The organism is Streptomyces sp. NPDC026301 (assembly GCF_055567935.1).
The window spans coordinates 116,453-140,928 of sequence record NZ_JBVHPN010000013.1 but is presented as its reverse complement, the minus strand read 5'-3'; the positions used below and the strand labels follow the sequence as shown (position 1 = coordinate 140,928).

Annotated in this window: 23 protein-coding genes and 3 tRNA genes; 16 read left to right on the top strand and 10 right to left on the bottom strand. The window is 72.5% G+C overall.

Annotated features, from left to right (window positions below; translation table 11 throughout):
* Positions 1-169: 169 nt before the first annotated feature.
* Positions 170-1,186: an Lrp/AsnC family transcriptional regulator gene (locus tag ACZ4MH_RS23490; protein ID WP_351592316.1), complete on the top strand. Its 1,017-nt coding sequence runs from the start codon at positions 170-172 to the stop codon at positions 1,184-1,186.
* Positions 1,187-1,230: 44 nt separating this feature from the next.
* Here ACZ4MH_RS23490 and ACZ4MH_RS23485 read toward each other — a convergent pair whose 3' ends face one another.
* Positions 1,231-2,082, bottom strand: coding sequence for an aldo/keto reductase (locus tag ACZ4MH_RS23485; protein ID WP_351592319.1), 852 nt, complete (start codon positions 2,080-2,082; stop codon positions 1,231-1,233).
* Positions 2,083-2,146: 64 nt separating this feature from the next.
* On the opposite strand from ACZ4MH_RS23485, the gene ACZ4MH_RS23480 reads away from it, so the two are divergent.
* Entirely contained in the window at positions 2,147-2,929 is a 783-nt protein-coding gene (locus ACZ4MH_RS23480; protein WP_351592322.1) for a TSUP family transporter, read from the top strand.
* Positions 2,930-2,999: 70 nt separating this feature from the next.
* Here the strand turns inward: ACZ4MH_RS23480 and ACZ4MH_RS23475 are convergent, their stop codons facing one another.
* Positions 3,000-3,665: a hypothetical protein gene (locus ACZ4MH_RS23475; protein WP_351592325.1), complete on the bottom strand. Its 666-nt coding sequence runs from the start codon at positions 3,663-3,665 to the stop codon at positions 3,000-3,002.
* 101 nt (positions 3,666-3,766) lie between these two features.
* Positions 3,767-4,096 carry a cupin domain-containing protein gene (locus ACZ4MH_RS23470; protein WP_351592328.1) on the bottom strand — a complete coding sequence of 110 codons (330 nt, stop codon included), beginning with the start codon at positions 4,094-4,096 and terminating at the stop codon, positions 3,767-3,769.
* 168 nt (positions 4,097-4,264) lie between these two features.
* Between ACZ4MH_RS23470 and cutA the strand changes: the two genes are divergently transcribed.
* Positions 4,265-4,609 (top strand): divalent-cation tolerance protein CutA, encoded by a 345-nt coding sequence (cutA, locus tag ACZ4MH_RS23465; protein ID WP_351592331.1) that lies wholly within the window; start codon positions 4,265-4,267, stop codon positions 4,607-4,609.
* 19 nt (positions 4,610-4,628) lie between these two features.
* On the opposite strand, the gene ACZ4MH_RS23460 is transcribed toward cutA, so the two are convergent.
* Positions 4,629-5,330, bottom strand: a complete 702-nt coding sequence (locus tag ACZ4MH_RS23460) for a SanA/YdcF family protein (protein WP_351592334.1) — start codon at positions 5,328-5,330, stop codon at positions 4,629-4,631.
* Positions 5,331-5,427: 97 nt separating this feature from the next.
* Between ACZ4MH_RS23460 and ACZ4MH_RS23455 the strand changes: the two genes are divergently transcribed.
* The 3 genes from ACZ4MH_RS23455 (at position 5,428) to ACZ4MH_RS23445 (ending at position 7,501) form a co-directional block, all read left to right on the top strand.
* Positions 5,428-5,940 (top strand): gamma-glutamylcyclotransferase family protein, encoded by a 513-nt coding sequence (locus ACZ4MH_RS23455; protein WP_351592337.1) that lies wholly within the window; start codon positions 5,428-5,430, stop codon positions 5,938-5,940.
* A 6-nt stretch (positions 5,941-5,946) separates the two neighbouring features.
* Positions 5,947-6,954 carry an adenosine deaminase gene (locus ACZ4MH_RS23450; protein WP_351592340.1) on the top strand — a complete coding sequence of 336 codons (1,008 nt, stop codon included), beginning with the start codon at positions 5,947-5,949 and terminating at the stop codon, positions 6,952-6,954.
* Between the two features lie 91 nt (positions 6,955-7,045).
* Positions 7,046-7,501: a MarR family winged helix-turn-helix transcriptional regulator gene (locus ACZ4MH_RS23445; protein ID WP_351592343.1), complete on the top strand. Its 456-nt coding sequence runs from the start codon at positions 7,046-7,048 to the stop codon at positions 7,499-7,501.
* A gap of 29 nt (positions 7,502-7,530) precedes the next feature.
* Here the strand turns inward: ACZ4MH_RS23445 and ACZ4MH_RS23440 are convergent, their stop codons facing one another.
* Positions 7,531-9,615 carry a molybdopterin oxidoreductase family protein gene (locus tag ACZ4MH_RS23440; protein ID WP_351592346.1) on the bottom strand — a complete coding sequence of 695 codons (2,085 nt, stop codon included), beginning with the start codon at positions 9,613-9,615 and terminating at the stop codon, positions 7,531-7,533.
* A 219-nt stretch (positions 9,616-9,834) separates the two neighbouring features.
* Here ACZ4MH_RS23440 and ACZ4MH_RS23435 point away from each other — a divergent pair, with 219 nt between their 5' ends.
* From ACZ4MH_RS23435 to ACZ4MH_RS23410, 6 genes are all read left to right on the top strand, one after another.
* On the top strand, positions 9,835-10,662 hold the full coding sequence (locus tag ACZ4MH_RS23435; RefSeq protein ID WP_351592349.1) for a sirohydrochlorin chelatase: 828 nt from the start codon (positions 9,835-9,837) through the stop codon (positions 10,660-10,662).
* Entirely contained in the window at positions 10,659-12,077 is a 1,419-nt protein-coding gene (locus tag ACZ4MH_RS23430) for a deoxyguanosinetriphosphate triphosphohydrolase (RefSeq protein ID WP_351592352.1), read from the top strand. Before ACZ4MH_RS23435 ends, ACZ4MH_RS23430 begins: the two co-directional genes overlap by 4 nt.
* A gap of 167 nt (positions 12,078-12,244) precedes the next feature.
* Entirely contained in the window at positions 12,245-13,510 is a 1,266-nt protein-coding gene (locus ACZ4MH_RS23425; protein ID WP_351592355.1) for an NAD(P)/FAD-dependent oxidoreductase, read from the top strand.
* Positions 13,511-13,520: 10 nt separating this feature from the next.
* Positions 13,521-13,970, top strand: a complete 450-nt coding sequence (locus ACZ4MH_RS23420; RefSeq protein WP_351592358.1) for a GNAT family N-acetyltransferase — start codon at positions 13,521-13,523, stop codon at positions 13,968-13,970.
* Positions 13,971-14,014: 44 nt separating this feature from the next.
* Complete coding sequence (gene dnaG / locus ACZ4MH_RS23415; RefSeq protein WP_351592361.1) at positions 14,015-15,925, top strand: DNA primase; 1,911 nt, start codon at positions 14,015-14,017, stop codon at positions 15,923-15,925.
* Between the two features lie 115 nt (positions 15,926-16,040).
* Entirely contained in the window at positions 16,041-17,255 is a 1,215-nt protein-coding gene (locus ACZ4MH_RS23410; RefSeq protein WP_351592364.1) for an RNA polymerase sigma factor, read from the top strand.
* 47 nt (positions 17,256-17,302) lie between these two features.
* On the opposite strand, the gene ACZ4MH_RS23405 is transcribed toward ACZ4MH_RS23410, so the two are convergent.
* Both ACZ4MH_RS23405 and ACZ4MH_RS23400 read right to left on the bottom strand, forming a co-directional pair.
* On the bottom strand, positions 17,303-18,802 hold the full coding sequence (locus ACZ4MH_RS23405) for an FGGY family carbohydrate kinase (RefSeq protein ID WP_351592367.1): 1,500 nt from the start codon (positions 18,800-18,802) through the stop codon (positions 17,303-17,305).
* Positions 18,803-18,916: 114 nt separating this feature from the next.
* The gene (locus tag ACZ4MH_RS23400) at positions 18,917-19,216 is read right to left on the bottom strand and encodes a YtxH domain-containing protein (protein ID WP_351592369.1); all 300 of its coding nucleotides are present in this window, start codon (positions 19,214-19,216) and stop codon (positions 18,917-18,919) included.
* 219 nt (positions 19,217-19,435) lie between these two features.
* Between ACZ4MH_RS23400 and ACZ4MH_RS23395 the strand changes: the two genes are divergently transcribed.
* The 3 genes from ACZ4MH_RS23395 (at position 19,436) to ACZ4MH_RS23385 (ending at position 19,939) form a co-directional block, all read left to right on the top strand.
* Positions 19,436-19,508: transfer RNA gene (locus ACZ4MH_RS23395), tRNA-Asn, on the top strand.
* 5 nt (positions 19,509-19,513) lie between these two features.
* Positions 19,514-19,586 (top strand) — tRNA-Asn (locus tag ACZ4MH_RS23390).
* 276 nt (positions 19,587-19,862) lie between these two features.
* Positions 19,863-19,939, top strand: a tRNA-Ile gene (locus ACZ4MH_RS23385).
* A 67-nt stretch (positions 19,940-20,006) separates the two neighbouring features.
* Here ACZ4MH_RS23385 and ACZ4MH_RS23380 read toward each other — a convergent pair.
* The 3 genes from ACZ4MH_RS23380 to ACZ4MH_RS23370 form a co-directional block, all read right to left on the bottom strand.
* Positions 20,007-20,708 carry a hypothetical protein gene (locus ACZ4MH_RS23380; RefSeq protein WP_351592372.1) on the bottom strand — a complete coding sequence of 234 codons (702 nt, stop codon included), beginning with the start codon at positions 20,706-20,708 and terminating at the stop codon, positions 20,007-20,009.
* Positions 20,709-20,859: 151 nt separating this feature from the next.
* Positions 20,860-22,206, bottom strand: a complete 1,347-nt coding sequence (locus ACZ4MH_RS23375; RefSeq protein WP_351592375.1) for a cation:dicarboxylate symporter family transporter — start codon at positions 22,204-22,206, stop codon at positions 20,860-20,862.
* A 169-nt stretch (positions 22,207-22,375) separates the two neighbouring features.
* On the bottom strand, positions 22,376-23,542 hold the full coding sequence (locus tag ACZ4MH_RS23370) for a mandelate racemase/muconate lactonizing enzyme family protein (protein WP_351592378.1): 1,167 nt from the start codon (positions 23,540-23,542) through the stop codon (positions 22,376-22,378).
* A 114-nt stretch (positions 23,543-23,656) separates the two neighbouring features.
* Here ACZ4MH_RS23370 and ACZ4MH_RS23365 point away from each other — a divergent pair, with 114 nt between their 5' ends.
* Positions 23,657-24,334, top strand: a complete 678-nt coding sequence (locus ACZ4MH_RS23365) for a GntR family transcriptional regulator (protein ID WP_351592381.1) — start codon at positions 23,657-23,659, stop codon at positions 24,332-24,334.
* The last annotated feature ends 142 nt before the right edge of the window (positions 24,335-24,476 follow it).

Here is a 24,476-nt window from a genome sequence, read left to right as displayed (position 1 = left end):
TCGTCTCGTAGGCCCGGACGACCGAACGTCCGGTGTGAGAGCCGGTGTCATAACCCTGGCTCTTAGGCGGTGCCGAATGGCTCGAATGAATCGCCATGCTGGCCAGCGGCCGAACCGACGGAAACGGATTACCCTCAGGACGCAGGAAAGCGTCGAGGAGGCGGTGACCATGCAGGAAAACATCCCTCTGGAGCTGAGCGGGCTCGATGCCCAGCTGGTCCACGCCCTGCAGATCGCGCCGCGCGCCTCGTGGCAGACGCTCGCCCCGGTACTGGGCATCGACCCCGTCACCGCGGCCCGCCGCTGGAGCCGCCTGGAGCGGTCCGGGCTCGCGTGGGTCACCGCCTATCCGGGGGCGCGGCGGCTGGACCGGATGTGCGTGGCGTTCGTGGAGATCGACTGCGTGGCCGGCAGCGTCGAGACGGTCACCGAGACGCTCGTACGGCTGCCGCAGGTGGTCACCGTGGAGCACATGGCAGGCGGCCGTGACCTGGTCATCACCGTCTTCGTACCGGGCCTCGCCGCCCTCTCCGACCTGCTGCTGCGGCGCATCGCCGAACTGCCGGGCGTCACCGCCACCCGGGCCGCCATCGCCACCCGGGTCTACGGCGAGGGCAGCCGCTGGCGGCTGCGGGCCCTGGACGCCCGGCAGCGCGAGGCGCTGCGCACGGCCGAGGCGCCGCAGGGTGTCGCCGCGCCGCTGGACGCGCAGGACCGGGCGCTGATCACCGAGCTGTCGCGGGGCGGCCGGGGCAGCGCCGTGGAGATCGGGCGCGCGGTCGGGCTGAGCGCGCCCACGGTACGGCGCCGGCTCGGCCGGCTGCTCGGGGACCGGGACATCGCGGTGCGCTGCGAGGTGGCCCGCGAGCTGACCGAGTGGCCGGTCTCGGCGACCCTGTGGGCGAGCGTGCCGGCCACCCACCTGACGGAGACCGCACGGGTCCTGCTGGGCCTGCCCGAGGTGCGGCTCTGCGCGGCCGTCACCGGGCGGCAGAACCTCCTGTTCACGCTCTGGCTCCAGTCCATCCAGGACGTGCAGCGGCTGGAGATCCAGCTCGGCGAGCGGCTGCCGCACCTCCAGCTGCACGACCGGGCGATCGTCCTGAAGCAGTCCAAGCTGATGGGGCGCGCGCTGGACGACCGGGGGCGGGCGGTGGACGTGGTGCCGGTGGATCCTTGGGCGTGACCCCGGACGGCTCGGGAGAACCGGGGATTTTCAAGGCTGGGGGCTCAGCCCGCCGCGTCCTCCAGCAGCTTCATGTCGGCCGGGCTCAGGGCCAGGTCCGCGGCGGCGAGGTTCTCCTCCAGGTGCGCGAGCGACCCCGTACCGGGCGTGGGCAGCAGGACGGGGGAGCGGTGCAGCAGCCAGGCCAGCGCGATCTGGCCGTGGCTCGCGCCGTGCCGCTCCGCGACCAGGTCGAGGGCGCGCGCGGCGCCGCCGGTCAGCCCGCCGTTGCCGAGCGGGAACCACGGCAGGAACGCGATGCCCTGCTGCTCGCAGCGGGCCAGCAGCTCCTCCGAGCCGCGGTCCATGAGGTTGTACCGGTTCTGCACGGAGGCGATCGGAGCCAGCGCCAGCGCGGCGGTCAGCTCCTCCGGCCCGATCGTGTCCAGCCCGATATGCCGGATCTTCCCCTCCTCCCGCAGCTCCAGCAGCATGCCCAACTGGTCGGCGAGCGGCACCTTCGGGTCCAGCCGGTGCAGTTGGTACAGGTCGACGGTCTCTCGGCGGAGCCGTCGCAGGCTCGCGTCGCACATCGCGCGCAGCGACTCGGGCCGTCCGTCGATGTGCCAGGCGTCCGCGCTCGTCCGGACCACGCCGCCCTTGGTGGCGATCACCAGGCCCTCGGGATACGGATGCAGGGCCTCGGCGACCAACTCCTCGGCCACCGCGGGGCCGTAGTTGTCGGCGGTGTCGATCAAGTTCACGCCGCGCTCCACCGCGCGCCGCAGCACCGCCACCGCGTCCCGCGGGTCGGCGTGCCGTGGACCCCAGTAACCCGGCCCCGTCAGCTGCGCCGTGCCGTATCCGAGCCGTCGCACCGGCAGCCCGCCGCCCAGGGAAAAGATCTCGGAGTCCATAACTGCCCACCATAGATCCATAACTCCCCGCCCCTTGACGGCCGGTGGTCCGTAAGATCACCAGGTGCCTGACATATCCATGACGACTCTGCTCCTGCTCTGCCTGGCCGCGCTGGCGGCCGGCTGGATCGACGCCGTGGTGGGCGGCGGCGGGCTGATCCTGCTGCCCGCGCTGCTCGTCGGCCTCCCGCACGTGCCGGCCGCCTTCGTGCTCGGTACCAACAAGTCGGCGGCGGTGGTCGGCACGACGGGCGCGGCCATCACCTACGTACGCAAGACGCCGCTGGACGTGCCGTCCGCGGTGCGCATCGGGCTCGCCGCCGCGGGCGGTTCGCTGGGCGGCGCGTTCCTCGCGGCGGGGCTGGACAGCGCGGTGCTGCGCCCGCTGATCATGGTCGTGCTGCTGGGCGTGCTCGCGTTCGTGCTGCTCCGGCCGTCCTTCGGGACCGCGCCCGCGCCGTCGGGCCCGGTCACCCGGCAGCGGGTGATCGCCGGCGTGCTGATCGCCGGGCTCGGCATCGGCTTCTACGACGGGCTGATCGGCCCCGGCACCGGTGCGTTCCTGGTCATCGCGCTGGCGGCGGTCCTGCACATGGACCTGGTGACCGCGTCGGCGACGGCGAAGGTCGTCAACGTCTGCACCAACATCGGTGCCCTGGCGATGTTCACCTACCAGGGCACCGTGCTGTGGGGGCTGGGCGCGCTGCTCGCGGCGTTCAACCTCGCGGGCAGCACGGCCGGCGCCCGGATGGCGCTGAAGAAGGGCGCCGGATTCGTGCGCGGCGTGCTGGTCGTGGTCGTCGCGGCGCTGCTGTGCTCGATGGCGTACGACCAGTGGCTGGCCTGAGCCGGGGCTCTCCGAACTTGTCGGCTCGGAACTTGTCGGCTCGGAGTTTGTCGGCTCAGGGCTTGTCGGCTCAGAGCTTGTTGAGCGCCTGGCGGAGGGTGGCCTTGAAGGCCGGTACCGGCGCCTGGTCGAGATTGCCCATCTCGCCCCACTGCACGACCGTGACCGTACGGCCCGACCGGCCCACGCCGAAGAGGTGCACGCCCGGCTCGGACTCCGGGATCGAGGTGTGGATGCCGTACACCCGGCCGCCGTCCGCCGCGGTGACCGTGCCGTAGTCCTTCCAGGACGCGGTGCCGCCGGGCTTGTCGTGCAGCCAGTCGCCGGCACAGCGCGCGACCTTCTCGCGCAGCTTCGCCGCCAGCCGGCGCGCGCTGTCGTCGTCGGACGTCACCACGCCGACCTGCCCGGCGCCGGTGTCGTACTCGGTCCAGTAGCTGCGGTGGTACGTGCCGGCGCCGCCGGGCACCACGCCCCCTTCGAGGCAGAACGGCTCCGGGTCCGGCAGCCCGGGAGTGACCTTGGAGGCGTACCAGGGCGAGGACGCGTGCGGCGGGAGCTCGCTCGGCGAGAGGAAGCGCGGCGGAGTGACGGTGGCGGACGCCGTGGCCGATGCCGTGGCCGCGGTCGTGCCGACGGCGGTGGCGGCCAGCACGGCAAGGGCGGCGGCGAGTGCGGTACGGCGAGCAAGGGCGGCGGTGAGCGCGGTACGACGGCGTACGGAACGGATACGCATGGACGAGACCTTTCCCCCGTGGCGGTACGTATGCGGTACGTAACGGAACTCTCGTCAGTCGGACCGCCGGAACGGGGTGAAGGTTGTGCCGCCCGCGGTGCTCACATGCCGTCGACGTGCGTCACCGAGGTCAGCAGCAGGGCGGAGTTCTCGACGGCCGTCACGCCGTGCTTCTCGCGCGGGATCTGTGCGACCTGCCCGGCGATCATGTCCTGCTTGCCGCTGCCGGTCGTGATCTGTACATGCCCGTGCAGGATCTGCATGCTGCCGGCCGGCGGCGAGACGTGCTCGTCCAGCGAGGCGCCGCCGACCAGCGCGATCACGGTCTGCCGCAGCGGCCCGTCGTGCAGGAAGAGCCGCGCGCTGCGGCCGTGCGGGTCGGCCTTGGCGTCGTCGAGCTGCTGGCGGGCGAGGGCGGTGAGGTCGTCCATGAGGGGGCCCTTCGGTCGCGGACGTGCCGGCGGTCCGTGGCGTGGTCCTGTCTCCTTTCCCCATCCTCGCGGGTGCGCCGGGCGCCGCAAGTCATCGGCGCGCCGTGGTACCCGTGGATGCGGAAGGATCAGGTACCCGCCCGCCCGCGAGCTAAAAGGATCGTTGCCGTGACCGACCAGCCCGAGCAGACCGCTCCGCCCGCATTCCTGACCGTGCTGACGACGACCGACGCAGCGGAGAAGGCCGAGGCGCTGGCCCGCGGCGCGATCGAGGCCCGCCTGGCGGCGTGTGCCCAGGTCAGCGCGCCGGTCACCTCGGTGTACCGATGGGACGGCGGGATCGAGACCAGCCAGGAGTGGCAGGTGCTCCTCAAGACGACCGGTCACCGGTACCAGGAGCTGGAGGAGTACCTCCGCGGGGCGCACGACTACGACACCCCGGAGATCATCGCCACGCCGGTCGTCCACGGCGGCGCCGACTACCTGGCCTGGATCCAGGCGGAGACCCGCTAGCCGCCGAGGACGCAGGTCCTCACCGCAGCGCCCGCGCCACCCCGCCCTCGTGCGGGCCGAGGAAGTGCGGGTCGGGGCGGAGGGACGCGTCGGCCGCCGCCTTGCCGGCCGCGAAGACCTCCCGGACGGCGCCGTAGTACCAGGTCGCATCGTGCGGGTCGGCGGCCCCGACGCCGTACGCGTCGATCCCCGCGGCGTCGCACAGCGCCAGCGCCCGCCGGACGTGGAAGCCCTGGCTCACCAGCACCGCCCGGTGCACTCCGAAGACGCGGCGGGCGCGGCTGCAGGAGTCCCAGGTGTCGAAGCCGGCGTAGTCGCTGACGATCTTCCGCGCCGGTACCCCGCGCGCGGTCAGGTACCGGCGCATGGCGTCCGGCTCGTCGTAGTCCCGGGTGCTGTTGTCGCCGGTCACCAGGACCGCGCGGACCCGGCCCGCGTCGTACAGTGCGGCGGCGGCGTCCAGCCGGTGCGCGAGGTACGGGGACGGCTCGCCGTTCCACAGGCCCGCGCCGAAGACCAGCGCGACCGGCGCCGCCGGCACGTCGTCCACGGTCCGCACCCGGTCACCGGACGCCAGCCGCAGCCACGTCGCGGGCAGCAGTGCCAGCACGCACACGGCCATGACGGCCTGCACGGCCCGCCGCCGCCCCCGCACCGTCCGCGGCAGCCGCACCCGCTCCCGTACCCACACCGCGGCCCGTCCCGGCCACCTGCCGTGCATACCGTCCGCCCCCGTTCCCCTCGACCTCCCCGTCAGCGACGCGTCGTGGCCTGGCATGGTTGCAAGCGGGAAGTACGAACACGAGGAGAACCGACCCATGAACGACCGGCCCGCCGAGCGGCTGCCCTTCTTCGTCTACGGGACGCTGCGCCCCGGAGAGGCCAATCACGCCTGGGCGCTGCGCGGCCGCACCGCGGTGGAGCGGCCGGCGCTGATCCACGGGGCGCTGCTGTACGACGGGCCCGGCTACCCGTACGCGATCCACGGCCCCGCCGACGCGGTGGTGCACGGTCATGTCGTCACGCCCGCCGAGGGCGCGTACGACGAGGTCCTGGCGGTCCTGGACCGGCTGGAGGGCTACACCCCCGGCCCGCCGGACAACGACTACGACCGCGTCGCGTGCGCGGCGGTCCTCCCGGACGGCGCCACCGTCCGCGCCTGGGTCTACCTCGCCGCCGACCCCCTGGCCGGTCGCCTCCGGGCCACCGCCACCCCGATCCCCGGCGGCGACTGGCTCGCCACCGCCGGCCGCTCCGGCGCCCCGGTGGGCCCGGGCGTCGCCGCCAACGAGGGCCGCCCCTTCGCGGCCACTGCACAGGAAGGTGAGTGAGCCGGTATGACCACCGCCCACCCCCACCCCCCGATCCCCAAGGCCGAACTGCACCTGCACATCGAGGGAACGCTGGAGCCCGGGCTCGCGTTCGCGCTTGCCGCGCGCAACGGTGTTGAGCTGCCGTACGGCTCCGAGGAGGAGCTGCGCCGCGCGTACTCGTTCAGCGATCTGCAGTCGTTCCTGGACCTGTACTACGCGCTGATGGCCGTGCTGCGCACCGAGGAGGACTTCGCCGACCTGGCGCACGCCTACCTCGCGCGGGCCCAGGAGCAGGGCGTGCGGCACGCGGAGATCTTCTTCGACCCGCAGGCGCACACCGCGCGCGGCGTGCCCATCGGGACGGTCATCGAGGGCCTGGGCCGGGCGCTGGACGCCGCGCCGGAGACATACGGCATCACGACCCGGCTCATCATGTGCTTCCTGCGGGACGAGAGCGCGGAGTCGGCGCTGGAGACCTTCGAGGCGGCGCGCCCGTACCTGGACCGGATCACCGCCGTCGGGCTGGACTCCGCGGAGGTCGGCAACCCGCCGTCGAAGTTCCGCGAGGTGTACGCGCGGGCGCGGGAGGCCGGGCTGAAGTGCGTGGCGCACGCCGGTGAGGAGGGGCCGCCCGCGTACGTGTGGGAGGCGCTGGACGTGCTCGGGGTGGACCGGGTCGACCACGGGGTGCGGTGCATGGAGGACGCGGACCTGGTGGCGCGGCTGGTCGCCGAGCAGGTGCCGCTCACCGTCTGCCCGCTGTCCAACGTCCGCCTGCGGGTCATCGACGACCTGGCCGACCACCCGCTGCCGGCCATGCTGGACGCGGGCCTGCTGGTGACCGTGAACTCCGACGACCCGGCCTACTTCGGCGGGTACGCGCACGACAACTTCACGGCCGTGCGGGACGCGCTGCGGCTGGACCAGGAGACGCTGCGCACGCTGGCCCGTAACTCCTTCACGGCGTCCTTCCTGGACGAGGAGACGCGTGCCGCGTACCTCAAGGAGGTCGACGCGCACCGGAGCGCTTGATCTCAACTCCGCTTGACGTCAGGTCCGCTTGACCTCAAGTCCGCTTGAGCTCCTAGCTTCGTCCTCAGCCGAACGGAAAGAGGGCGGAGCCATGGAGTACTCCCACAGCGACACCGAGCTGATCGAGCAGCCCATCGGGTACTGGAGCTGGGCCGCGTACAAGGCGGTCGTCACCCGTACCCGCGGCGCCCTCGCGGAGCTGGGTATCACCCAGCCGCAGTGGTGGGTGCTGCACCAGGTCGCCGCCGCGCCGGACGGCCGGTCCCGCGCGGAGGTGACCGAGGTGCTCAAGGGCTATCTCGATGTCGGCGACGCCCTGGGGGAGGAGATCGACACGACGGTCGCGCGCGGCTGGATCACCCAGGACGCGCGCGCCACGCTGCGGATCACCCCGGAGGGCTCGGCCTTCTATGCCAAGGCCGCCGCCCTCCAACAGGAGCTGCGGGCCGAGCGCCACGAAGGCATCACCGACGAGGAGTACCTGAGCACGCTCAAGGTGCTGCAGCGGTTCATCCACAACACCGGCGGCTCGGCCTGGCACCACTGAGGGCCAGTGGTTCTCGGCGTCGGTTGCTTCTAAGCGTCCGTGACCCGGGACAGCCGGACCGCGCAGACCTTGAATTCCGGCATCCGGGAGGTGGGGTCCAGGGCCGGGTTCGTGAGGGTGTTGGCGCGGCCCTCGCCCGGCCAGTGGAACGGCATGAAGACCGTGTCGGAGCGGATGGTGCCAGTCAGCCGGGCGGGCGCCACCGCCCGGCCGCGCCGCGACTCCACCGCGACCCGGTCGCCCTCGCCGATGCCGTACCGCTCCGCCAGCAGCGGGTGGATCTGCACGAACGGGCCGGGCGCCGCGGCGTTCAGCTCGGCCACCCGCCGGGTCTGCGCGCCCGACTGGTACTGCGCCAGCACCCGCCCGGTGGTCAGCAGTACCGGGTACTCCGCATCGGCCTCCTCGGCCGCCGCGCGGTGCGAGACCGGTACGAAGCGGGCCCGGCCGTCCGGGGTGGCGAACCGGTCGTGGAAGAGGCGCGGGGTGCCCGGGTGCGCCTCGTCGGGGCACGGCCAGAAGACGCCGTCCTCCGAGGCGATGCGCCGGTAGCTGATCCCGGCGTAGTCCGCCGGGCCGCCCGCCGAGGCGCGGCGCAGCTCCTCGAAGACCTCTTCCGGGTCGGCGGGGAAGCCCTTCTCGTGGCCCAGCCGCGCCGCCAGCCCGTTGAGCACCGCGAGGTCCGTGCGGACGCCGGGCGGCGGGTCCACGGCGCGCCGGCGCAGCAGTACGCGGCCCTCCAGGTTCGTCGTCGTACCGGTCTCCTCCGCCCACTGCGTCACCGGCAGCACCACGTCGGCCAGCGCGGCCGTCTCCGAGAGGACCACGTCCGCGACGGCCAGGAAGTCCAGCGAGCGGATGCGGTCCTCCACGTGCGCGGCGCGGGGTGCGGAGACGACCGGGTTGGAGCCCATCAGGAGCAGGGCGCGTACGTCGGTGCCGAGCGCGTCCAGCAGTTCGTACGCGCTGCGCCCTGGACCCGGCAGGCTGTCCGGGGCGACGCCCCAGACGGCCGCCACGTGCTCCCTGGCGGCCGGATCGTCGAGCTTGCGGTAGCCGGGCAGCTGGTCGGCCTTCTGGCCGTGCTCGCGGCCGCCCTGGCCGTTGCCCTGGCCGGTCAGGCAGCCGTACCCGGAGAGCGGGCGGCCGGCGCGTCCGGTGGCCAGGCAGAGGTTGATCCACGCGCCCACCGTGTCGGTGCCCTTCGCCTGCTGTTCGGGGCCGCGCGCGGTGAGCACCATCGAGGAGCCGGCGTCGCAGAACAGCGCGACGGCCTCCCGCAGTTCCGGCACCGGCACGCCGGTGATCCGCTCCACCAGCTCCGGCCAGTGGGCCATCGCGGCGGCCCGCGCCTCGGGCCAGCCGGTGGTGCGCTCCGCGATGAACGCCTCGTCCGTACGGCCCTGCGCGACGACGAGGTGCAGCAGGCCGAGGGCCAGCGCCAGGTCGGTGCCGGGGCGCGGCGCGAGGTGCAGGTCGGCCACCTCGGCGGTCTTCGTGCGGCGCGGGTCGACGACGATCAGCTTGCCGCCGTTCTCGCGCAGTTCGGTGAGGTAGCGCAGCGCGGGCGGCATGGTCTCGGCGAGGTTGGAGCCCACCAGGATCACGCACCCCGTACGGGCCACATCCGCCAGCGGGAACGGCATGCCGCGGTCGAGGCCGAACGCGCGCCCGTGTGCGGCGGCGGCCGACGACATGCAGAACCGGCCGTTGTAGTCGATCTGCGAGGTGCCGAGCGCGACCCGGGCGAACTTGCCCAGCGCGTACGCCTTCTCGTTGGTCAGGCCGCCGCCCCCGAAGACGCCCACCGCGTCGTTCCCGTATACGGTCCGGGCGCTCTCCAGTCCCGCCGCGACCCGGTCCAGGGCCTCGTCCCAGGTGGCGGGCCGCAGCGTCCCACCGTCCCTGACCAGCGGTTCCGTCAGCCGTACCCGCTGGTCCAGCACCTCGGCGGCGGTACGGCCCTTGCCGCACAGCGCCCCGCGGTTCACGGGGAAGTCCGGGCGCTCGACCACCTGTACCCGGCCCCGCTCCGGGCGCAGCGACATTCCGCACTGCAAGGAGCAGTACGGACAGTGCGTGTCGACCGTGCCGGTCGTGACGTCGGCGTTCATACGGTCACGGTGCAACGTGCGCGTTTCCGGTGCCGCCCGCTGGTGTTACATGCCCGGCACGGGTCCCTCCCCGGAGCGGCGCGGAAACCGTGAGGGCGGAGAAACGACTCGTCACCCCTGCGCAACGCTCCGGCAACTCTCCGCTGCCAGGCTCCCTCCATGACGGCGTCGAACGCGCACCTTCCCGCAGCGGTTCCCTTCGACAGTACGGCGCAGCTCATGACAGAGATCACCACACAGCTCAGCACCCAGCTCAGCCGGGTCAGACTCCACAGCCGCCGCACTCTGCCGGGCGGCGCTGCCAAGCCACCGACGCCACCGATGCTCGTCGCGGTCGCCCACGGGAGCCGTGATCCCCGCGCTCTGAAGACCGTCACTGCGCTGCTGGACCGGATACGCGCCCTGCGCCCCGGCCTCCCGGTGCGCCTCGGACACATCGAACTGAACGAGCCGCTGCTGCCGGACACGCTGGCGGGGCTGGACGGCGACGCGGTCCTCGTACCGCTGCTGCTGAGCCGCGGCTACCACACCAAGTCCGACATACCGGCGATGGCCGACGCCGCGCCCCGGGTCAGGGCCCGTCTCGCGGCGCCGCTCGGGCCGCACTCGCTGCTCGCCGAGGCGCTGCACGCACGGCTGACGGAGGCCGGTACGCGGCCGGAGGCGCCCGGCACGGGGATAGTCCTGGCCGCGGCCGGCTCGCGGGACCCGGACTCGGCCACCGACACCGAGCGCACCGCCCGGCTGCTCTCCGTACGGCTGGGCGGCGTGCCCGTCGTACCGGGGTACGCGGCGGGCGCCGGCGCCACCGTGGAGGAGGCCGCCGCGGCCCTGCGGACGCGCGGGCTGCGACCCGTCCTCGCCTCGTACTTCACCGCGCCCGGCCGCTTCGCCACCGCCTCCGCCGCCGTCCTGGGGCCCGCCGCAGCGCCCCTCGGCGACCACCCGGCCCTCGCCCGGCTCGTCCTGCACCGTTACGACCAGTCGCTGCGCTCGCGTACCGCTTCCGACCGAGAGGGGGCCGGTGCGGCTACCGTCGCGGTATGACGGGTACGCCCTTTCAGCCCACCGGCCGTCCGACCCATGAGAACGGCGCCGCCCCGGTGCCGCACGCAGCCGCGGCGCCGGGCGGCGCGGAGTCCACCGGCTACACACCCGCCGACGCCGAGCGCTGGGTGTCCGAGCCGGACAAGCGTCCGGGCCGTACGGCCTTCCAGCGGGACCGCGCGCGGGTGCTGCACTCCGCCGCGCTGCGCAGACTGGCCGGCAAGACCCAGGTCGTCACGCCCGGCGTCGCCGCGTCCGGTACCGGTGTGCACGCCTGGGACGCCACCCCGCGCACCCGGCTCACCCACTCCCTGGAGTGCGCGCAGGTCGGGCGGGAGCTGGGCGCGGCGCTCGGCTGCGACCCGGACCTGGTCGAGACGGCGTGTCTGGCGCACGACCTGGGCCATCCGCCCTTCGGGCACAACGGCGAGCAGGCGCTGAACGAAGTCGCCGCGCCCTGCGGCGGCTTCGAGGGCAACGCGCAGTCCCTGCGGCTGCTGGCCCGGCTCGAACCGAAACGGTTCGTCACCGCCGACGACGGCAGCATCGTCAGCGTCGGCCTCAACCTCACGCGCGCCGCCCTGGACGCCGCGACCAAGTACCCCTGGAGGCGCGGCGGCCACCCCGAGGACCCGCGCTCGCGCAAGTTCGGTGTGTACGAGGACGACCTGCCCGTCTTCCGGTGGCTGCGGCAGGGCGCCCCCGAAGGCGCGCGCAGCTTCGAGGCGCAGGTCATGGACTGGTCCGACGACGTGGCGTACTCGGTGCACGACGTGGAGGACGGGCTGCACGCCGGGCACCTGGACCCGGCCGTGCTGTACGCGGACCCCGAGCGCGCCGAGATCTTCGCGGTGGCCGCCGACCGGTACGCGCCCGGCGCCGGCGACGCGGAGCTGGGCGATGCCCTGGACCGGCTGCTGGCGCAGGAGTGGTGGCCGCACGGCTACGACGGCTCGGCGGTCGCCCAGGCGCGCCTGAAGGACGCCACCAGCCAGCTGATCGGCCGGTTCTGTCTCGCCGCCGAGGCCGCCACCCGCGCCGCGTACGGCACCGGGCGGCTCACCCGCTACCGGGCCGAGCTGGTCGTCCCCGAGGAGGCCCGCCTCGAATGCGCCGTTCTGAAGGCGGTCGCCGACCGGTACGTCATGCAGCGTCCCGACCAGGAAGCGCTCCGGGCCGACCAGCGGGTGGTCATCGCCGAGCTGGCCGAGGCGCTGCTCGCGCGCGCCCCGGACGGCCTGGACCCGCAGTTCCGGTCGCTCTTCGACGGGGCCGGGGACGACACCGCCCGGATGCGCGCCGTCATCGACCAGATCGCGGCCCTCACGGACGCCTCGGCGCGCACCCTGCACGCCCGCCTCACCCGTCCCTCGGGCCACACAGAACGGCATCGCCCGCCCGCGCGTGACAACTAAGGGTGACGTAGCAAGGGCCTACCCTCTTCCCCCATCACGCTCTGTGCGGGACGCTCGAACCCCCGCAGTGCGGAGGGGCTCGAACGGGGGTAAGGCTTTTTCGAACGGGGACCCAGGCGGGGGCGTTCAAGGCGCAGACGCACTGCGCCGCAGCGAGGAGGAAGCAAGTGGTCGACGCACACCAGACGTTCGTCATCGTCGGCGGTGGCCTGGCCGGGGCAAAGGCAGCCGAGACCCTCCGGTCGGAGGGGTTCAACGGCCGCGTGATCCTCATCTGTGACGAGCGCGACCACCCGTACGAACGGCCGCCGCTCTCCAAGGACTTCCTGATCGGCAAGGCGGAGCGGGACAGCGTCTTCGTGCACGAGCCGACGTGGTACGCGAATCACGACATCGAACTGCACCTCGGCCAGCCCGCCGTGGCCCTGGACCCGGTGGCCCGCACGGTACGGCTCGGCGACGGCGCCCTCATCGCGTACGACAAGCTGCTCCTGGCCACCGGAGCCGAGCCGCGCCGTCTGGACATCCCCGGCACCGACCTGGCCGGCGTCCACCACCTGCGCCGCCTCGCGCACGCCGAACGGCTGCGCGGCGTGCTGGCCTCCCTCGGCCGGGACAACGGCCACCTCGTGATCGCCGGCGCCGGCTGGATCGGCCTGGAGGTCGCCGCCGCAGCCCGCTCCTACGGCGCCGAGGTCACCATCGTCGAGCCCTCGCCGACCCCGCTGTTCGGCGTGCTCGGCCCCGAGCTCGGCGGGATCTTCGCCGACCTGCACCGCGAGCACGGCGTCCGCTTCCACTTCGGGGCCCAGCTCACCGAGATCACCGGCCAGGACGGCGTGGTCCTGGCCGCGCAGACCGACGACGGCGAGGAGCACCCGGCGCACGACGTGCTCGCCGCGATCGGCGCCGCGCCGCGCACCGCCCTCGCCGAGCAGGCCGGGCTCGCCCTCGTGGACCGCGCACAGGGCGGCGGCATCGTCGTGGACGCCTCGCTGCGCACGTCCGACCCGCACATCTTCGCGGCGGGCGACGTGGCCGCGGCCGCGCACCCGGTCCTGGACACCCGGCTGCGCGTGGAGCACTGGGCCAACGCGCTCAACGGCGGCCCCGCGGCGGCCCGCGCCATGCTCGGCCAGGAGGTCAGCTACGACCGCGTCCCGTACTTCTTCTCCGACCAGTACGACGTCGGCATGGAGTACTCGGGATACGCGCCACCGGGCTCCTACGCGCAGGTCGTCCTCCGCGGTGACGTCGGCAAGCGCGAGTTCATCGCCTGCTGGCTGGACGCCGGCGGCCGGCTGCTCGCCGCGATGAACGTGAATGTGTGGGACGTCACCGAGCCGCTCCAGGCCATCATCCGCTCCGGGCGCCCCCTGGACGCGGAGGCGCTGGCCGACCCGACCGTGCCGCTGGAGTCGTTCCTCGCGTAGCGTGCGCCCCATGGCGATCCGTACGAACGCGGTCCCGCGGGCGGAGATCTTCGACCTGCGCAGGTCGGTGCTCCGCCCCGGGCTGCCCGCAGAGGCCGCGCTGTACCCGGAGGACGCGGACCCCGGCGTCTTCCACATGGCGGCCTACGACGGGGACGCCGTGGCGGCCTGCGCGACCTTCTTCCCCGACCCGGTGCCGGGCGAGGAGGCCGTTCCCGCGTACCGCTTCCGGGGCATGGCCAGCTCGCCCGAGGCGCGCGGGCGGGGCTTCGGGGCCGCCGTGCTGCGCGCCGGCGTCGAGGAGGCCGCCCGGCGCGGCGCCGAGCGCGTGTGGTGCAACGGCCGGGTGGCCGCCCGCGGCTTCTACAAGCGGATGGGCTTCACCACGGACGGCGAGACCTTCGAGATCGCGCCGAGTGGCGCGCATCACCGCTTCGTCCTCAAGATCGCCGCGGGCTGAGGAGCGGGCCGGGGACTGTCACTGGTTCCCCGTAGAATTCTCGCGTGGCAGGCAGGATCAACGATGACGACGTGCGGGCGGTCCGGGACGCGGTCCCGATCGATGCCGTCGTGTCCGAGTACCTCCAGCTCCGGAACGCCGGCGGCGGCAATCTGAAGGGCCTGTGCCCCTTCCACGACGAGAAGTCCCCCTCGTTCCACGTCAGCCCCGCCAAGGGGCTGTACCACTGCTTCGGCTGCCAGGAGGGCGGCGACACCGTCGACTTCGTCATGAAGGTCGACCACCTCTCCTTCGCCGAGACCATCGAGCGGCTCGCCTCCCAGGCCGGCATCACCCTGCGGTACGAAGAGGGCGGGTACGCCCCCGGGCGCCAGCAGGGCGAGCGGACCCGCCTCGTCGAGGCGCACAAGGCCGCCGCGCAGTTCTACATCGACCAGCTGGACAGCCCCGAGGCCGAGATCGGCCGGAAGTTCCTCGCCGAGCGCGGCTTCGACCAGGCCGCGGCCCAGCACTTCGGCGTGGGCTACAGCCCGGCCGGCTGGGACCACCTCACCCGCTTCCTGCGCGGCCGCGGCTTCACGGACAAGGAGCTGATCCTCTCCGGCCTCTCCCAGGACGGCCGCCGCGGCCCCATCGACCGCTTCCGCGGCCGCCTGATGTGGCCCATCCGCGACATCGCGGGCGAGGTCGTCGGCTTCGGCGCCCGCAAGCTCCGCGACGACGACAACGGCCCGAAGTACCTCAACACCCCCGAGACCCCGATCTACCGCAAGTCCCACGTGCTGTACGGCATCGACCTCGCCAAGAAGGAGATCGCCAAGGGGAACCGCGCGGTGGTGGTCGAGGGCTACACCGACGTCATGGCCTGCCACCTGGCCGGCGTCCGCAGCGCCATCGCGACCTGCGGCACGTCCTTCGGCGAGGGCCACATCAAGATCCTCCGCCGGCTGCTGATGGACAACAGCGGCTCCGAGGTCGTCTTCACCTTCGACGGCGACGCGGCGGGCCAGAAGGCGGCGCTGCGCGCCTTCGAGGACGACCAGAAGTTCGCCGCCGAGACCTCCATCGCGATCACGCCCGGCGGCATGGACCCCTGTGAGCTGCGCCTCGCCAAGGGCGACGAGGCCGTCGCCGACCTGGTGGAGTCCCGTACGCCGCTCTTCGAGTTCGCGCTGCGCCAGCTCGTCGCCCGGCACAACCTCGCCACCCCGGTCGGCCGGGCCGCTGCCCTGGACGAGGCCGCGCCCATCGTCGCCAACATCAAGAACAGCTCCATCCAGCACGAGAGCGCCGTCCAGCTGGCCGGGCTGCTCGGCATCCTGGACACCCAGTTCGTGGTCCGCCGGGTCTCCCAGCTGGCCCGCTGGGCCCGCGAGCGCGGCCGGGACGCCCGGGAGGCGGGCGGCCAGGGCAGGCCGCAGCGGCGCGGCACCGAGCCCGCGCAGCCCACCGCGCCCGAGGCCCCCCGGGGCCCCGCGCTGAACCTCCGCAGCCCGGCGCACCGCGTCGAGCGCGAGCTGCTCAAGCTCGCCCTGCAGCGCCCCGACCTGGTGGCCCCGACGTTCGACGCGTACGGCGTCGACGAGTTCACCGCGCCGCCGTACGCCGTGGTCCGCCGCTGCATCGAGGACGCCGGCGGCACGGCCGCCGCGGACGCCGGCTTCCTCACCCGCGTCCGCGAGGCCGCGCCCGACGACACGGTCCGCTCGATGGTCACGGAGCTGGCCGTCGAGCCGCTGCACACCCGTCGCGATCCGGACGAGCTGTACGCGGGCGTGCAGCTCGTCGCCGTCCGGCTGGCCGCCGTCCGGCAGCGCTGCGGCGAGATCCACGGCGCCCTGCAGCGCCACGACCCGCGCACCGGCGGCGAGCAGTACACCGCCCTGCAGCAGGAGCTCTGGGTGCTGGAGCAGTACGCCCAGGCCCTCCGCGAGCGCGGCGCCGCGGCCCTCTGAGCCGCCCCGCGACCGGACCGGCTCGTTCTGTGTAATCACCCGGTCACCCACTGAAGGCAAAAAGTCACCGCACGCCCCTCGTGGCGGGAGTGTGTCGTACTCCACACTGAGAACGGTGCCAGAGTCCTCGGAGCGCGACGGATCCGGACGCACAGAGCCGGAGCCCGACGCCAACCCGCTTCTGATGTACGGGACGGACGGCGGCTCGGCCGCAGCCGTACCCGACCTTTGTGCCGCCTCAGCAGCGATCACCCTGGAGGTCGCCCCCGTGCAGACACGGAGCCTCGCCGACGCGCCGGCCGCCGCGGCCGCCACCGTGCCCCAGCAGGCCGAGCCGCCCGCCCCCGAGATGCTGTCCGAAGAGCCCGACCCGGCACCCGAGCCGCCGCCGGAGCGGCGGTCCAGGCCCGAGGCGGGCGGCCCGTCCTCCGACCTCTTCCGGCAGTACCTCCGGGAGATCGGCCGCATCCCGCTGCTCAGCGCGGCCGAGGAGGTCGAGCTGGCCCGCCGCGTGGAAGCCGGCCTGTTCGCCGAGGCGAAGCTCGCGGGCACCCCCGACCTGGACTCCCAGCTGGCGCTCGACCTCGACAAGCTGGTGGTACTGGGCCGGATGGCCAAGCGCCGCCTGATCGAGGCGAATCTGCGCCTGGTCGTCTCGGTCGCCAAGCGGTACGTCGGCCGGGGCCTGACCATGCTCGACCTCGTACAGGAGGGGAACCTCGGACTGATCCGCGCGGTCGAGAAGTTCGACTACGCCCGCGGCTACAAGTTCTCCACGTACGCGACGTGGTGGATCCGCCAGGCCATGTCCCGCGCGCTCGCCGACCAGGCCCGCACGATCCGGGTGCCGGTGCACGTCGTCGAGCTGATCAACCGCGTCGTACGGGTCCAGCGCCGGATGCTCCAGGAGCGCGGCTACGAACCGACCCCCCAAGAGGTCGCCGCCCAGCTGGACCTGCCCGAGGAGCGGGTCAGCGAGGTGCTGCGGCTCGCCCAGGAGCCGGTCTCGCTGCACGCCCCGGTCGGCGAGGAGGACGACGTCGCGCTCGGCGACCTCATCGAGGACGGCGACGCCGCGTCCCCCGTGGAGTCCGCCGCCTTCCTGCTGCTGCGCGAGCACCTCGAAGCGGTGCTCTCCACCCTCGGCGAGCGCGAGCGCAAGGTCGTCCAGCTCCGGTACGGCCTGGCCGACGGCCGGCCACGCACGCTGGAGGAGATAGGCCGCATCTTCGGCGTGACCCGCGAACGCATCCGCCAGATCGAGTCCAAGACCCTGAACAAGCTCCGCGACCACGCCTTCGCCGACCAGCTGCGCGGCTACCTCGACTGAGGGCCGGTCCGGTCCGTGCCCCCGGGGCCGGGCGCCTGCCGCGGCCCTCAGCCTTCGGCGGCCTCCTGGCTCTCGGCGGCCTCCGGGTTCCCTGTCGTCTCCTGGCCGCCCGTCGCCTCCTCGAACGCGCCCGGGTGGGTCTCCTCCCGTACCGAGGCGTACTGCTGCCGCACCGCCTGCCCCACGGCCAGCTCGTCGCCCGGCTCGAAGACCTGGCAGGCGGCGGCCGGCCAGCGCGGGGGCTCCTGGGTCGTGTGCGTGCCGTGCGCGACGCCCAGCGCCCACGCCGCCTGCCGGGCCGCGCCCACCGCCGCGTAGTCCGCCGGCTGCGGCACCACGACCTGCGCGCCCAACAGCGCGGGCGCGGCGGCCTGTACGGCGCCCAGCTCGGCGGCGGCACCCAGCAGGAACACTCTGCGCACCGGCACGCCCCGGCCGCGCAGTACGTCCAGCGCGTCCGCGAGCCCGCACAGCATGCCTTCGAACGCGGCCCGCGCCATGTGCTCGGGCTTCATGCTCTCCCGCCGCAGCCCGTGCAGCGAGCCCGCGGTGTGCGGCAGATTCGGGGTGCGCTCGCCCTCCAGGTACGGCAGCAGCACCATCCCGTACGAGCCCGGCGTCGACTTCAGCGCCAGGTCGGACAGGCCCTCCAGATCCGTGCCCAGCGCCTCGGCCATGCCGCGCAGCACCCGTACGGCGTTGCTCGTGTGGACGACCGGCAGGTGCATGCCGGTGGCGTCGGCGAAGGAGGTGATCGTGCCGGTGGAGTCCGCCAGCGCCTCGTGGTGGATGCCGAAGACCGACCCGGAGGCGCCCAGCGACACCACGGCGTCGCCGGTCCCCACGCCCAGCCCGAAGGCGGCGGCCATCGTCTCGCCCGTACCGGCGGAGATCAGCAGCCCCTCCGGCGTCACCCCGGCCGCGTCGGCCGGGCCCAGTACCTCGGGGAGCCGCACCTGGTGCCCGAGCGCCAGCTCGACCAGGTCCGGGCGGTACGCGCCGCTCGCCGCCGACCAGAAGCCGGTGCCCGAGGCGCCGCCCCGGTCCGTCGTGCGCCGCGCGGGCCGCCCCAGCAGCTGCCAGACCAGCCAGTCGTGCGGCTGCAGGATCTCGGCCACGCGGGCGGCGTGCTCGGGCTCCGCGCGCGCCAGCCAGCGCAGCTTCGCCACCGGCTGCGCGGCGTGCGGTACGGAACCCACGTCCTGCGCCCACGCCGAGCGCCCCCCGAGCGCGTCGATCAGGTCGGCCGCCGCGCTCTGCGCCCGCTTGTCATTGCCCATCAGGGCCGGCCGGACCAGCGCCCCGTCCGTGTCCAGCGGCAGCAGGCCGTGCTGCTGCGCCGAGACCCCGATGGCCTGTACACCCTCCAGGAGCCCGCCGGCGGCCGCGTCGCCGAGTGACATCAGCCACGTCTGCGGATCGACGTCGGGCCCCTTCCCGTCGGGATGCGGGGCGTACCCCTGCCTGACGACGGCACCCGTTTCGGTGTCGCAGACGACGATGCGTGTGCTTGCGGACGAGCTGTCCAACCCGGCGACTATCCCCATAGGGCCTGATGATGCCGCATGCGGGGGCGGGTACGGAAAGCCGGTCTCCCCGGGGCCGCGCCGCGGCGGCCGGGGAGACCGGCGGGTCCGGCCGGGTCCGCCCGGCGCGGCACGCTAGGTGTTGCTGGTGCCCCAGTCGTCCTCCGTGCCGGAACGCTGCTCGCGCAGCGAACGGACGCGGTCCTGGACGGAGTTCGGAATCTTGTCGCCGACCTTGGCCGATACCGCGTCGTACGCCTTGTTCGCGGCCTGCCGGCCGGTCTGCGCGGCGGACTCGGCGGTGTTGCGGACGGCGGGGTTCTGCGCGACCCGCTGCGCGCTCTTGCGCAGCTGTTCGTACCGCTCCCGCCCGGCCCGGGTGCCGAGCACGTATCCGATGGCCAGTCCCGCGATGAACGTGAGCCGGTAGCGCATCGCTCCACCTCTCTGTCTGTCGGTCCCGCTCCCGGGTACTTCCCGTCGAAGCGGCGAGCCGCTGGCTGTACTGCTCTCACCGGTACCCGGGGCCCGGGTGATCACCCATGGGCATACCGATTGGCAAAGCACCCCCCTGCTTGCGCTAATGTATGTGTCGCAGCGAGCGCACGCCGTCCGGAAGCCCGGACCGGAGTGCATTCGTGGCACACAGAGCAATCCCCTGTAGCTCAATTGGCAGAGCAGCCGGCTGTTAACCGGCAGGTTACTGGTTCGAGTCCAGTCGGGGGAGCGCAGTCCCCTGTAGCTCAATTGGCAGAGCATTCGGCTGTTAACCGGAGGGTTACTGGTTCGAGTCCAGTCGGGGGAGCAGAGGAAGAGGGCCCCGCGAGGGGTCCTTTTTCGTGCCCGGGACCCCGCTGGGCACCTCGCTCGGAAGCCGCTCGGACCCCGCTGGGAATCGAACACTCGGACCACTCCAAAGAGTGATCCTCTGGGTGGAACCGAACAGTGGGTGATCGCAGTCTTCACGATCGCACGCGGCGGACCGCTCCGCGCTCGACGCCCACCCTCACGGGCAGCAGATCGTATGAGCGGCTATGCTGCGGCAGACGGCGCGCACAAATGTGCGCGGCGCGCCGTGACGGGGGCGGTAGCTCAGCCGGTTAGAGCAGCGGACTCATAATCCGTCGGCCGTGGGTTCGAGTCCCACCCGCCCCACCACAGCAAAATCGATCTGACCTGCGCATTGGGCGAGGGAGCCCCGCCCAGGCGCGTGGTGGTCGGTCATTTACTCGTGGGCGCTGATCACGCCGCCGTTGCTGAGCACGATGTACACGCCGTTGGCGTCGACCCCGGCGTCGTGCCCCTTCGTCTCCAGAGTGGCGGCCACGCCCTCGGAGCCGATGATCTGCGCGCGGTACCGCAGCTCGCCGACCTTCGTGACCTTGGCCGTCCAGCCGCCCGCGAGCTTGAAGGTGCCCGGTCCCTGGTGCCCCCCGCCCATCCAGGAATGGACCTCGCCGCCCATCGTGAGCACGACGAACATGTCGTTGGCGTCGAGCCCGGCGTCGGCGTCCTGGCCCGTCGTCTCCATCGTGGCCACGACCGAACCGCGGGCGACGATCTTGGCGCGGTAGTGCTGGGAGTCGAGCTTGTAGATCTCGGCCTTGCTGATGCCGTCCGCCAAGCGCTGGGTGCGGACCGGGGATGCCGTCTCGCCACCTCCGGTGGCCTGCTTGCTGCCCGACGGCTTGGCTGCGGCGCCCGACTCGGTGCCGATCTCGGCATCGGAGCTCTGTCCTCCGGACCCGCCCTTGGTGGTGGACTTGGTGGCGGCTGCGCTCGTGCTCGTGTGGCCCGCGGACTTCGCGTCGGCGGCGTCCGAGCCGGAGCAGGCGGTCAGGGTGAGGCCGGCGGCTGCGGTCAGGGCCGCGGCGGCAATGCGCAGAGCGCGACGACGGGCGGTGCGGCGAGTGGTGCTGGAGCTCATTTCGGGTTCCCCGGGGCAGTCGGTGGCGTTGTCTCTCGGTACGTCACCCACTCTGATCGGGGCCACTATCGCGGAGCTGGTGCTCCGCTAACGACCGGCTAACGCGGGTGTGAGCAGGGGGAAGAAGCCACGCGCCCCATCGGCCGGCCGGTCAGCTGTCGGCGCCGACCTTGGTGGTGTCGAGCGGGGCCGGCGGCGGCGGTGGCGGGGTCTTGCCCGGGTGGAGCACGGCGTGCGCGCGTTCGGCGTCGAAGTCGTTCTCCCACTTGCCGATCACGATGGTGGCCACCGCGTTGCCGAGGACGTTGATGAAGACGCGGCCCTCGTTGAGGATGCGGTCGATGCCGACGATCAGCGAGAGGGCGGCCAGTGGGATGTGGCCGACGGCGGTGACGGTGCTCGCCAGCACGATGAACGCGCCGCCGGCGATGCCCGCGGTGCCCTTGCTGGTGAGCATCATGACGCCGACCATGACGAGCTGCTGCTGCCAGGACAGATCGATGCCCATGGCCTGGGCCAGGAACAGGGAGGCCATCGTGAGGTAGACGGCGGATCCGTCCAGGTTGAAGGAGAACCCGGAGGGGATGACGATGCCGACCACCGGCCGTCCGATGCCGAGGGTCTCCAGCTTGCGCACGAGCTGCGGCAGGACCGCTTCGCTGGAGCAGGTGCTGAGCGCGACGAGCAGTTCGGCCTTGAGGAAGCGCATCAGGCCGAACAGGCTCAGGCGGCAGGCGCGCATGACGGCGCCGAGGACGACGAGGACGTAGAGGACGCAGGTCGCGGTGAACAGGATGATCAGGTAGGCGAGTTGCTTGAGGCTCTCGGCGCCGTAGGTGGCCACCACCGTGGCCAGGGCGCCGAACGTGCCCACCGGGGCCAGGCGCATGACCCAGCCGACGATGCGGAACACGACGTCCGACAGCGCCTTGATGCCGCGGGTGAGCGGGGCACCGTCCTCGCCGGCCATGTTCAGGGCCACGCCGAAGACGATGGAGACCATGAGCGCGGACAGGATCGCGTCGCCGGTGATCGCGCCCAGCAGTGAGGTCGGTATGAGGGAGGAGACGAAACCGGTGAAGGTGGCGTGTTCGGTGGCGGTCTCGGGGACGTCCTCGGCCCGCAGCGTCGAGGGGTCCACGTCGAGGCCGGAGCCGGGGTGGAAGATGTTGGCGACCACCAGGCCGATGAGCATCGAGACCAGCGACAGTACGAGGAAGTAGCCGATCGCCTTGACGCCGATGCGGCCCGCCTTGCGCAGGTTGTCCATGGCGGCGATGCCGGTGGTGACCACGCAGAAGACGACCGGGATCACGATCATCTTGACCAGAGCGATGAACCAGTCGTTGAGCGGCTTGAGCGCCTCGCCGAATCCCGGTGCGGCCAGTCCCACGGCGATGCCGAGGACGGCGGCCAGGACGACCTGGAACCACAGCTCACGCAGCAGACGGTTGAGCCTCGACCGCTGGGGTGGGCCGGCGGCGGCAGTGGATGTCATCGTTGGTGCTCCCTTGCACGACGATCTTGTGTAGCCCTGTTCCGTAAGGGGCCGGGGCCGCGCTCGGCGGCTCGTGGTCCCAGGGGTCGTACGTGGCGCGTGGGTGGAGCCGCGCCGACTGGACGGCGCCCGCACCGAGGCGGGCGCGTCGCGGTGCGTCGCGGAGGGGTCAGCTGTGCAGGGCGCGCAGCACCTTGTAGAAGGCGGCCTTGCCCTCGAAGCCGATGCCGGGGATGTCGGTCAGCCCGACGCGGCTCTTCTCGACGACCGCGTCGTCGGCGAAACCGCCGGTGGGCTGGAACTCGCCCGGGTAGGACTCGTTGCCGCCGAGCTTGAGGGCGGCGGCGATGTGCAGGGAGAACTGGTGGCCGCCGTGCGGGATGCAGCGGCGCGAGGACCAGCCGTGCTGCCGGAGCATGTCCTGAATGCGCAGGTACTCGGTCAGACCGTACGACAGCGCGGGGTCGACCTGAAGGGTGTCGCGGTCGGGGCGCAGGCCGCCGTAACGGATCAGGTTACGGGCGTCCTGGAGGGAGAAGAGGTTCTCGCCGGTGGCGATCGGGCCTGCGTAGTGCTCGGCCACGGTGGCGTTGAGGTGGTAGTCCAGCGGGTCGCCGATCTCCTCGTACCAGAACAGGTTGTACGGCTCGATGGCCCGCCCGTACTCGAGCGCGGTGGCCAGGTCGAAGCGGCCGTTGACGTCGACGGCGAGGCGGGAGCCGGCACCGTCCAGAACCTCGATGACGGCCTCGATGCGGCGCAGGTCCTCGGCCAGGTCGGCACCGCCGATCTTCATCTTGACCACGTCGTAGCCCTGGTCGAGGAAGCCACGCATCTCGGCCCGCAGGTCGGCAAGGGTCTTGCCGGGGGCGTAGTAGCCGCCGGCGGCGTAGACGAATACCGAGTCGTCGGGCTCACCGTCGCCGTGGCGCTCCGAAAGGTAGCGGTACAGCGGCTTCTCCGCGATCTTGGCCGCCAGGTCGAACAGCGCCATGTCCACGACGCCGACCGCGACCGAGCGCTCGCCGTGACCGCCCGGCTTCTCGTTGCGCATCATGATGTCCCACGCCTTGGCGGGATCGAGGTCGCCCTGCTCGTCGAGGAGACTGCCGGGCTCGGCCGCGGTCAGGCGGGGGAGGATCCGGCGGCGCAGGATCTCGCCCGCGCTGTAGCGGCCGTTGGAGTTGAAGCCGTAGCCGACCACCGGCTTGCCGTCCCGGATGACATCGCTCTCGATCGCCACGATCGAGCAGTCCATCGAGGAGAAGTCGATCCACGCGTTGCGGATCGAGGAGCTGATCGGGACGACACCCTCGTAGACGTTGGTGATCTTCATCGCCGCATCCTCCTTGTATCTTATAAGTTGCAAGTTGCGAGGGTGTTAGGCTGAGGCGAACAGGCTGGAAGTGTCAAGGGGTCGGGAAAGCCCGGAAGGGACTCACAGGGGGCAATGGCAAGTCCGAACATGTTCCTCAGCAAGAGTGACCTCGCCTACGCGGAACTGCGCGACCAGATCCTCACCGGCAGCCTTCCGGCCGGCTCACGGCTGGCCCAGTACGACCTCGCCGACTCCCTGAACATGAGCATCACGCCGCTGCGCGAAGCCATCCGGCGCCTCAGCAGCGAGGGGCTGCTCACCGTCGAGACCCACCGCGACGTGCGGGTGTCGACCATGACCGCCGACGAGGCCCGCCAACTCTTCGAGGTCCGCCTCTCCCTCGACCCCACAGCGGCCGAACTCGCCGCCAGGCGCCGCACCGAAGAGGACATCGCGGCCATGCGTGCGGCGGTTGAGCAACTGCTGCCCGTGACCCGGCAGTGGGGCGAGGACGCCCTCACCGCCCACCGCGTCTTTCACCGGACCCTCTACCGGGCCTCACGCAACGACGTCCTCATCAAGATGCTCGACGACCTGTGGGACAAGTCCGACCGCTACCGCCGCCTCGGCCTCGACCTGCCGCCCGGCGATGAACCGCGCACCCGCGACCTCGAGGAACACCGTCGCCTCGTCGACCTGATCGTCGATGGGGAGGCGGACCGGGCCGGGCGGCTCATGCGCGACCACATCGCCAACAGCCTCACCGCCACGGCCATCAGCGCGCTCGAGGAACGCGAGAGGCGCTCCTGAGCCGTCCGCGGAACGCGCGTCACGGCACTGTCAGGAACCCCCTACGCTCACGAACACCTCTGTTCGCCATACCTCTCTCACGCTAGCTTTGGCGGCGCATCGGGGGCGGAACACCCGTTCCTCCCCGGCGGATTCGAGACGA

Excerpts from the sequence above, each read along its gene's own strand:
- ACZ4MH_RS23430 (WP_351592352.1), top strand. The coding sequence starts at position 10,659 with ATGACGGGTACGCCCTTTCAGCCCACCGGCCGTCCGACCCATGAGAAC.
- ACZ4MH_RS23440 (WP_351592346.1), bottom strand. The coding sequence starts at position 9,615 with ATGAACGCCGACGTCACGACCGGCACGGTCGACACGCACTGTCCGTAC.
- ACZ4MH_RS23380 (WP_351592372.1), bottom strand. The coding sequence starts at position 20,708 with ATGAGCTCCAGCACCACTCGCCGCACCGCCCGTCGTCGCGCTCTGCGC.
- ACZ4MH_RS23475 (WP_351592325.1), bottom strand. The coding sequence starts at position 3,665 with ATGCGTATCCGTTCCGTACGCCGTCGTACCGCGCTCACCGCCGCCCTT.
- ACZ4MH_RS23420 (WP_351592358.1), top strand. The coding sequence starts at position 13,521 with ATGGCGATCCGTACGAACGCGGTCCCGCGGGCGGAGATCTTCGACCTG.
- ACZ4MH_RS23435 (WP_351592349.1), top strand. The coding sequence starts at position 9,835 with ATGACAGAGATCACCACACAGCTCAGCACCCAGCTCAGCCGGGTCAGA.
- ACZ4MH_RS23400 (WP_351592369.1), bottom strand. The coding sequence starts at position 19,216 with ATGCGCTACCGGCTCACGTTCATCGCGGGACTGGCCATCGGATACGTG.
- ACZ4MH_RS23405 (WP_351592367.1), bottom strand. The coding sequence starts at position 18,802 with ATGGGGATAGTCGCCGGGTTGGACAGCTCGTCCGCAAGCACACGCATC.
- ACZ4MH_RS23470 (WP_351592328.1), bottom strand. The coding sequence starts at position 4,096 with ATGGACGACCTCACCGCCCTCGCCCGCCAGCAGCTCGACGACGCCAAG.
- ACZ4MH_RS23490 (WP_351592316.1), top strand. The coding sequence starts at position 170 with ATGCAGGAAAACATCCCTCTGGAGCTGAGCGGGCTCGATGCCCAGCTG.
- ACZ4MH_RS23375 (WP_351592375.1), bottom strand. The coding sequence starts at position 22,206 with ATGACATCCACTGCCGCCGCCGGCCCACCCCAGCGGTCGAGGCTCAAC.
- ACZ4MH_RS23365 (WP_351592381.1), top strand. The coding sequence starts at position 23,657 with ATGGCAAGTCCGAACATGTTCCTCAGCAAGAGTGACCTCGCCTACGCG.
- ACZ4MH_RS23460 (WP_351592334.1), bottom strand. The coding sequence starts at position 5,330 with ATGCACGGCAGGTGGCCGGGACGGGCCGCGGTGTGGGTACGGGAGCGG.
- ACZ4MH_RS23455 (WP_351592337.1), top strand. The coding sequence starts at position 5,428 with ATGAACGACCGGCCCGCCGAGCGGCTGCCCTTCTTCGTCTACGGGACG.
- ACZ4MH_RS23450 (WP_351592340.1), top strand. The coding sequence starts at position 5,947 with ATGACCACCGCCCACCCCCACCCCCCGATCCCCAAGGCCGAACTGCAC.
- ACZ4MH_RS23445 (WP_351592343.1), top strand. The coding sequence starts at position 7,046 with ATGGAGTACTCCCACAGCGACACCGAGCTGATCGAGCAGCCCATCGGG.
- ACZ4MH_RS23370 (WP_351592378.1), bottom strand. The coding sequence starts at position 23,542 with ATGAAGATCACCAACGTCTACGAGGGTGTCGTCCCGATCAGCTCCTCG.
- ACZ4MH_RS23485 (WP_351592319.1), bottom strand. The coding sequence starts at position 2,082 with ATGGACTCCGAGATCTTTTCCCTGGGCGGCGGGCTGCCGGTGCGACGG.